The sequence below is a fragment of the Flavobacterium sp. UBA6195 genome, assembly GCF_002422095.1.
In the GTDB taxonomy this organism is placed as follows: domain Bacteria; phylum Bacteroidota; class Bacteroidia; order Flavobacteriales; family Flavobacteriaceae; genus Flavobacterium.
Window position 1 is genome coordinate 1 of record NZ_DITB01000041.1, and the last position, 8,405, is coordinate 8,405.

The 8,405-nt window shown below is 34.4% G+C and carries 9 protein-coding genes; 2 read left to right on the plus strand and 7 right to left on the minus strand.

Translation table 11 applies throughout. From position 1 onward, the window contains the following. A partial coding sequence (locus tag B4I81_RS03405; protein WP_291107566.1) for an ATP-binding protein occupies nt 1-1,326 on the plus strand: 1,326 nt, incomplete at its 5' end. 714 nt (nt 1,327-2,040) lie between these two features. Here the strand turns inward: B4I81_RS03405 and B4I81_RS03410 are convergent. After that, nucleotides 2,041-2,286, minus strand: a complete 246-nt coding sequence (locus B4I81_RS03410) for a hypothetical protein (RefSeq protein WP_291107569.1) — start codon at nt 2,284-2,286, stop codon at nt 2,041-2,043. A 334-nt stretch (nt 2,287-2,620) separates the two neighbouring features. On the opposite strand from B4I81_RS03410, the gene B4I81_RS03415 reads away from it, so the two are divergent. After that, entirely contained in the window at nt 2,621-3,043 is a 423-nt protein-coding gene (locus B4I81_RS03415; RefSeq protein WP_291107572.1) for a DUF6943 family protein, read from the plus strand. Between the two features lie 69 nt (nt 3,044-3,112). Here the strand turns inward: B4I81_RS03415 and B4I81_RS03420 are convergent, their stop codons facing one another. The 6 genes from B4I81_RS03420 to gldJ form a co-directional block, all read right to left on the minus strand. Further along, nucleotides 3,113-3,289 carry a hypothetical protein gene (locus tag B4I81_RS03420; RefSeq protein WP_160169123.1) on the minus strand — a complete coding sequence of 59 codons (177 nt, stop codon included), beginning with the start codon at nt 3,287-3,289 and terminating at the stop codon, nt 3,113-3,115. Next, on the minus strand, nt 3,276-3,491 hold the full coding sequence (locus tag B4I81_RS03425) for a hypothetical protein (RefSeq protein WP_026726201.1): 216 nt from the start codon (nt 3,489-3,491) through the stop codon (nt 3,276-3,278). The genes B4I81_RS03420 and B4I81_RS03425 overlap by 14 nt, the downstream gene beginning before the upstream one ends. Nucleotides 3,492-3,521: 30 nt before the next feature. Beyond that, on the minus strand, nt 3,522-3,914 hold the full coding sequence (locus B4I81_RS03430; RefSeq protein ID WP_291107579.1) for a DUF5675 family protein: 393 nt from the start codon (nt 3,912-3,914) through the stop codon (nt 3,522-3,524). Then, nucleotides 3,914-4,672 (minus strand): hypothetical protein, encoded by a 759-nt coding sequence (locus B4I81_RS03435; protein ID WP_291107582.1) that lies wholly within the window; start codon nt 4,670-4,672, stop codon nt 3,914-3,916. Before B4I81_RS03435 ends, B4I81_RS03430 begins: the two co-directional genes overlap by 1 nt. 756 nt (nt 4,673-5,428) lie before the next feature. Continuing rightward, the gene (locus tag B4I81_RS03445; protein ID WP_291107585.1) at nt 5,429-6,715 is read right to left on the minus strand and encodes a UDP-N-acetylmuramoyl-tripeptide--D-alanyl-D-alanine ligase; all 1,287 of its coding nucleotides are present in this window, start codon (nt 6,713-6,715) and stop codon (nt 5,429-5,431) included. A gap of 77 nt (nt 6,716-6,792) precedes the next feature. Beyond that, nucleotides 6,793-8,405 (minus strand): gliding motility lipoprotein GldJ (gldJ, locus tag B4I81_RS03450; RefSeq protein ID WP_291107588.1); only part of this gene is annotated, 1,613 nt, incomplete at its 5' end.

Below are 8,405 nucleotides of genomic sequence, written 5' to 3' on the forward strand. Positions count from 1 at the left end.
GCCGAATTCAAAGTCAGTATTCCAAATAAGATAAAGGAAATCACAGAGGAAGTATGTGCTTTTGCAAATGCTTCAGGAGGTGTTGTTTTAATTGGCGTTGATGATGCTAACACTATTAAAGGAATAACAATTGATAATGCTAAACGTTCAGCAATACAAAATTCAATAAACGAGATATCTCCAGTGCTGAAATGTGATTTTAATATTATTGAGGTAGATGGTAAAAATATAGCAGTAATCGAAGTCCCATCAGGTCAAAATAAACCTTATGTGTTATCAGGTGCAATTTATGTGCGTCAAGGTCCAAATTCGCAGAAACTCACAACGGTTGAAGAAATGAGAGACTTTTTCCAGCAAGCTGATAAAATTTACTTTGATGATGCCATTTGTAAAGAAGCAAATATAGAAGACGACATTGCAAAAGAAAATATCAATACATTTCGTTTTGAAGCTGGCTTAGTCAATGTAACTTCAAACGAACAATTATTTACCAATCTAAAGTTAGTAACAAATGATGGCCAATTAAAAAACGGTACCGTTTTATTTTTTGGAAGTAATCCTGAAAAGTTTTTTGAAAAAGCAGTAATTCGTTGTGTAGCATTTGATGGCACAGACAAACGCTATATCGTTGATGATAAAGTAATGACAGGAACATTATACCAACAATATCAAAAAAGTATGATTTGGTTAAAGTCAAAACTAGATGTAAGATATGATATTGAAGGAGAAGGCGGTAAAGCAAGAAAAGAATTATGGGAAATACCAGAAACAGCATTCAAAGAAACAATTATAAATTCATTAGCTCATCGCGATTACTACGATAAAGGAGCAAGAATAACTATCGAAGTATTTGATGATCGAGTAGAAATATCTAATCCAGGTGGTTTAGTAAGTGCAGTTCCAAAAAGTGAATTTGGGAAAAGAAGTGCAAGTAGAAATCCATTAATTTTTGGTTTATTTGAAAGAATGAGATTAGTAGAACAGATAGGTTCAGGAATAACTCGTATTCGTGATGTTATGAATGATGAAGGATTAACTCCTCCAGAATTTAATATTGATGGAATGTTTACTGTTACACTTAGAAGACCATTTGATTTTGAAAAGTGGGTAGAAAAGTGGGTAGAAAAACTAACTGAAAATAGAATAGATATTTTAAAAAATATTCATAAAAACAGTAGAATTTCCATTCGTGAATTATCAGATGTTTTAGGCTTAAGTCTTTCTGCTATTGATAAAAATTTACTTTTTTTAAAAGAATTAGGTTTGTTGGAAAGAATGAATGGAGCTAAAGGTGGATATTGGATTATTCATTTTAAATTACCATAAGTGGGTAGATAAGGTGGGTAGATAAACTATTTACTAAGATTTATTATCTCATTCAGCTGCACAAAAATCGCTTCTAGTCCAAGTTTCCTGGCATCAATTCTTTGTTTGCTCCATTTCGCTAATTTCAAATAAAAAGAAATCGGAACGCTTCGCTGAAGTAGTTTCACCCACCCAGTCCAACGCTCCCCACCGCACTAGTGGTTTTTCGTGCACTTTTAGCACTTGTTTTCCCCCAAGTAAGTCAATAAAAAATGGCTCCCTGTTTTCCCAACCCCTCGCGCACAGTCCGCCATTTTTTATCCACTTACACCCATTTCAAAAAACAAACGCTAAAAGCACACAAAAACCACTCCCAAGCTATTATTACATAATAAACCTTATAATTCATTCCCAACACCCCACGCAGTCCCCCTGAAAGTTATAAGGGTTATTATGTAAAATATCCGCGCCCAGCCGCACCCACCCGAAAAAGAATAGGAACGCTACCGCTAACGTAATTTTCATTGTTTTTTGAAAATGCCTCCCATTTCCAGTTCAAAGCACATTAAAAACTAGCAACTAAAAACAATCAAGGCATTATCAAAAATCAAATTTTCCCCACAAGAGTATGGTTTTCTTTCTCTCATTTTCATAAGACTTTATTGTCAAACTTGCTTAATCAGGGTCATTTAGTGTAAAAGAAAACCATACCCTTGTTCCGCTACTGCCCAATCACTAGGAAGCATCACATTGTTTTTTGAAGATGCTTCCCATTTCCAGTTCACGCACTCCACTGAACACTAAAAACTGAATACTGAACACTTTCAAAGCATCCTCAAAAATCAAACCACCACAACAGTGTATTTTTATTTGCATCAACAACCGATACACCACGTAAGCAAATAAAAAAACACCCTTGTTTACCAGTCCCGATTGAACACCCTTAAAACCCCATTTCATAAGAACATTTGGGGTAAACATTTTTACAAAAAAAAGGATAAAAAAGAAGCCAAAGGTTTGTTCCGGGTATTCAAAAAAGCAAGTTCAAGCCTTCGGTTCCGGATAAAATCTCCACCCTCATTTTTCAGTTCACTACTTCACTGAGCACTAAAAACTGTCCACTGAACACTACTCAGTCGGGTAGTATTTTATCCGAAAAACTTGCTTTTTTGAAACCCTCCACAAGGCAAGACGGCTTTCTTTTTTTTCCTTTTTTCTTTTGCAAAAATGTGTGTGAGGCACTTTGGTTTTCTATTCACATTTCGGGCAACCAGAACAGGAAGAAGAAGGAAGTTAACCTTTAAATCCTTGTATTATGGACACAATTTTTATTAAAACCCACCAACCTGGGGTGCACTATGCCAAACCGCATTTTTTCGTATTATCGAAAGGATTAAATAGCGGAAAACCAAGCAATGAAGCTTTTACAAACAGCTTTGTATTAATCTTCCAAACCGAAGCTCAAAAAGAGGACATTTTTTGGATTGCCATGAGCCTATGGAAATCAAAATTCTGGATGCCTTTTCTTCGCGGTTCGGTTATTCCGTTCTTATCTCTCTATGAATTCAAAAAAGAGTTCAATCCAAAAGCAACCCGATTGATGCGTGAACACGAGTTGCATCATAAAAACATCCAAGCACTCAAGCTGCTGCAAGAACAAGAAGCACACCACGCAAAAAACATCCACTTAATCAATGAGCTTCGCAATGCCATTTTGATGAGGTATCGAAACAAATAAAAAAAGCCAGGTCTCACGACTTGGCTTTCATTTTGTTTAACCCAAAGGTCACCACAACTAGGGCTAAACTTATTTTTTGTGCTTCTTATTTAGGCTTTTAAGCAGTAACGAAATCGTAAAACTCACAACGGCTCCAACGGTAGCCAAGATAACCGTTTTGGCAATATCATCAGAGGAAAGATTTGGTACAATACTTAAAAATGTGCCTCCAGCAGTTCCCATCAACGTGGGATTATTGGCTGTCATCAGTTGTAGTAAGCTGACTTGCAGCTGACAAAACTCCACCAGCTACAGCAACATAACCACCAATGGTAGTTACAATCGCGGGTAAAGCAATTGGAGCTGCTAAAATAGTTCCTCCAACGGCAGCTAATGCCAACCCAACAGTTCGAAGCACTTTGAAGAATTTTGGTGTGGGAGCTTTTGCTCTATTAATGATTTTTTTCATAATTACGTTTTTTGTCATCCTGTTAAGGATCTATTGGATAATTAATTCAACACTTTCTTTATTGTCCAAAGCTTTGTAAACAAAGTCTTTTAACTTCGTAAAAGCTTTTCTCGACATCAAACCTAATCCAGGTCCAGAAAGTTTAGTAACAGGAGCAATACAACCTTGCAATTCTTTTTGAGCATTATTAGCAGGATGAAATAGAATAAACTTTCTATTCGGCACATCCACCAATTCCAAATGCCATTTATATTTTGCACTATATCGCTTTCTAATAAAATATTTCCCTTCCGGAATACAGGAAACCTTCGTTTCGTTCATCTTCCATGGCAATTCAATAGTGTTACAAATCAATTTGCCTTCGCATTCGAGTTTACCATTTGTTCCTTCAGGGAAATAAGTTCTAGTTAACCAAATAACCATTACACACCGCTATCAACTTTCGCAATCGACAAAGGGTTAAAAGCACCATTTTTCAACGGATACATTTGCCCATTAATCTCCTGATAGAATTCAACACCTAAAGCCAAGAACAAAGGTTTTGTACTTGCAGGTGTAACCGCATTTATTTGGTTAATTGGAGCAGTAGCAGTTCCATCCCAAGGCAAAATTGCCGTTTCAGATGTAGCAACCACATACGTTTCAGCTTCAAAATCAATTTCAGCTCCACCAGAAATGATTTTGTAGTGAGTAGTTCCACTTGGAGCAGCAATCATATTCGTAGGAATAAATGATGCCAAATCCACAGTGATTTCTCCTGCAACTCTGTCAATCGTTGCCACAAACGGAGCAAACAAAGTTGTACCAAGCTTACCACGGATATTAAATTCAAAGCCAAATAACAATTCAGCTTCTCCATCAATCACGTTACGCAAACCTCTTTCACTTACTAAATCTGCTTGGATAACTTTTACCATCGCTTGAGTTAAGCGACTAACCATTCTACCATCAGCAGAATTTAAAAGCAACGGTCGTAAAGCTGTTCTAAGCATTTTTCCTGCTTTACCAGCTCTACCAAACTCGGAACCATTCTCACGAGTTCTTTGAAACGCAGGATCACTTGCAATTCTACTAGCGTCAATTCCTCCTTTTTCTCTTGCCAAGTGCCCATCTTGCGTTTTGTAAAAAGTAATATCTCCGATAGTACCTTTTAATTTAATTATGCCTTTCTGTCTAGCCATTACTTCAAAATTTTGTTAAACATTCATCTAAAATCTCCTTCATTCTTTCAATCAGTTGCAACCACATTTTGAATGATTAAAGCAAAGTTTACAAAGCATTTCACTAAAGAAAAAGTAACAAGTGTACCATATGTCCAAAATCGACACAAGTGTCTTAAATGAACATAAAAAATCCACTAAATAAGTATGAAAAATTATAACTAAATTGCAAAAGATTTTCTGCACGTCAGAAGTAAGTCAAAGCCTAATCAAAGGCATGGATAAAGTATGAAATTGAATAATCAGAGGGTATGCATCTATCCTAAGGACATACAACGAATAACAGGCAAGAGTTATCGCCAAAGTACTAGATTGATGCAAAAGATAAAAAAAGACCTCAATAAGCTCGAAAATGAGTTTCTAACGATTGAAGAGTTCTGTACATATAGTGGCATAAAATATGAACAAGTAACTCACTTGATTTTTGGTTAAAATTGAAAATTACTTAAACAGATTTAATCAAGAAAGCATCACTATAAACTTATACAACTAGTTCAATTTTTAGTATGATTTAGTAATGAATTAATTTGCAGAAGATTATAAAAATTATTAAATTTACAGTATTAAGATTTAGTGATGTTTGTTTCTTTATGAAGGAGCAAAATCGAGACCTTTGATTTTTAGACTTATATAATTTATTATATATGAGCGCATTATGAGGAAAGTTCCAACCCCTCATCGCCCACAAAAAAGCACTTCATTTGAAGTGCTTTTTTTTTATATCAAATCCAAAGTTTTTTCTAATGCCATTCCTCTCGATCCTTTTATTAGAAGTAAATTGTTGTTTGGAAGATTTGTCTTTAAAAAAACTGAAAAAGATTCAAAATCTTCGAAGAAACTCATATGTGTATTGTGAATTTGATTTTTGAAGAAATCTTTTCCAATAAAGTAAGTAGATATCGATGTTTCGTTTTCTAATAATGCAATAATTTTTTTGTGCTCTAAAAGGCTTTCATTACCTAATTCAAACATGTCGCCAAGAATAGCAATTTTGTTCTTTTTTTCTAATTGAATTAAATTTGTAATTGCAGCAGCCATACTACTTGGATTAGCATTGTAAGCATCTAAAATTATTTCATTTCCATTTTTTAGTATTAATTGAGAACGGTTGTTTTCTGGAATGTAGTTTTCAATTGCTTCTTTAATTAATTCATCAGAAACTTTGAAATAATTTCCTATAGTAATTGCAGCGTTGATGTTGTTTGCATTGTAAATTCCAATTAATTGAGAGTTAATGGTTAAATTATTGTATGCAATCTTTACCATTGGATTTGCTTCCACACCTGTGATTTTCACATCTGCTTGTGAAGCATTCACCGTAAAGCTAAATCTTTTTAAATTTTCCGTTTTTTGATTTTGAATCGTGTCATCTAAATTAACAAATATTAATTTGTTATTGTTTTTTAGATAATCATACATTTCACTCTTGCCTTTAATTACACCTTCGACACCTCCAAAACCTTCTAGATGTGCTTTTCCAAAATTTGTTATATAGCCATAGTCAGGTTGAGCAATTTTACATAAAAATTCAATTTCTTTTTGATGATTTGCCCCCATTTCCACTATTCCAATTTCTGTATCTTTTGTGAATCTTAATAGAGTTAATGGAACTCCTATATGATTGTTTAAATTTCCAATGGTGGCAAGAGTGTTGTATTTTTTTGATAGAACAGAATTAATAAGCTCTTTTGTCGTGGTTTTTCCATTGCTTCCGGTTAAGGCTATAATTGGCAACCCTAAATATAATCTATGAAATTTTGCAAGTTCTTGTAATGCAACCAATGAGTTTTCTACTAGTAAAGTGCGTTCGTCAATGAAATAGTCTTTATTGTCAATTACAACATATTTTGCTCCTTTTTCTAATGCTTCTTTTGTAAAAGTGTTGGCATCGAAATTTTCTCCTCTTAAAGCAAAGAAAATGCTATTAGGTGCTATTTTTCTAGTATCCGTAGAAACTACTGGATATTTTAGAAATAAAGAATGAAGTGTATTTATGGTTGTCATGTTCTATTATTTGTTGGAACGAAGATAAAAAAAAGCCCTTTCAATAGAAAGGGCTTTCAAAGTATTTTGTATGAAAATTATTTTTTTGGATTTCCTCTTGGAGTTTTCTTTTTAGATTTAGGTCCTACTTTAGACATCGCACATCTAAATCCGATGTAATCTGTAGCCATATCTTGAGGGAAGAATCTTCTTGATGCTGGATCCAACCAATAAGCTCTATCTCTCCATGAACCACCTTTGTATACTCTAACATTATCATCTACTAAAGTTGTTCTTTTGTCAGACTTATCATATTTTTTATTCATTTTGCCTAAACTGTCAGCTGTAATAGAATGTTTAGGAGATTCATACATTCTTTTGCTGTCAGTGTCAGAACCTTCTTCAGAATTACCAAATTTATAAAATCTAGTTGATTGTCTATCACCATCTCTGTAATTTCTGTTATCTGAAGTTGAAAATTGAGTTCTTAAATAAGTTTCGTTTTCATCAACAGGAACTTGAGCAATTTGACCAGGGAAATTTCTAGCCATGATTTTACCATTACTCAAAGTGTCGTATTTTATGTTGTCAGATGTTACTAATTCAACTGCACCATCTTCACCTATTTTATTTTTTGTGTAAACGTTACCTCTGAAGTAATTGAAATCATTTGCTTCATCATCTACTAAAGGTCTGTAAACGTCTTGAACCCATTCCGCAACGTTTCCAGCCATGTCATATAATCCAAAATCATTAGGCGCATAACTTTTTACTTTATTTGTTATATCAGCACCGTCATCAGACCATCCTGCAATTCCACCGTAATCCCCTTTACCTTGTTTAAAGTTGGCTAATTGATCTCCTCTGTATTGTCTTTTTGAAGAACGTGTATATTGACCGCTCCATGGATATTTCTTTTGCCCTTTGTAAATGTTGTATTCTCTATTTCCGACTAAAGCTGTAGCTGCATATTCCCATTCTGCTTCAGTTGGTAGTCTATATTCAGGTAAAATTAACCCAGAACTTCTTTGGGCATAAACGTTCTTTGCAGTATCAGATGCTTGTCTTCTTCCTTTACCCATTTCTTTTTTCAAAACAACTTCTTCATTACCACCGAAAGCTTTTGAAGGAGTGTTTATATAGGTTTCAGTACTGAATGAATTTTCCGCGGTTACATCGGAACCAAGTTTAATTTTATTGTCTTTTTTTAGATAACCTTCACGCTCTAAAATGTTTTCATTTACACGATCAGTTCTCCATTTGCTAAATTCTACAGCTTGAATCCAATTTACTCCAACAACAGGATAGTCTGCATATGCAGGGTGTCTTAAGTAGTTGTTAGTCATTGTTTCGTTGTAGCCTAAACGATTTCTCCATACCAAAGTATCTGGAATCGCGCCGTTGTAAATGTGTTTATAGTTTTCTTCAGTTGGTGGAAAAACTGTTTTTACCCAAAATAAATATTCAGAATACATTTTGTTCGTAACCTCAGTTTCGTCCATAAAGAAAGATTGTACATGTTGCTGGTTTGGCGAATTATTCCAATCATGCATTACATCATCTTGTACTTTTCCCATTGTAAAAGTTCCACCTTCGATGGAAATCATACCTGGAGGAGTTTCTTGTTGCTTGAACTTGTCGTTAAATTGGAATCCACCTTTCTTGTCATTGATTTTCCAACCTGTAGCAGAAGATCCGCCTTTAGTGCTGC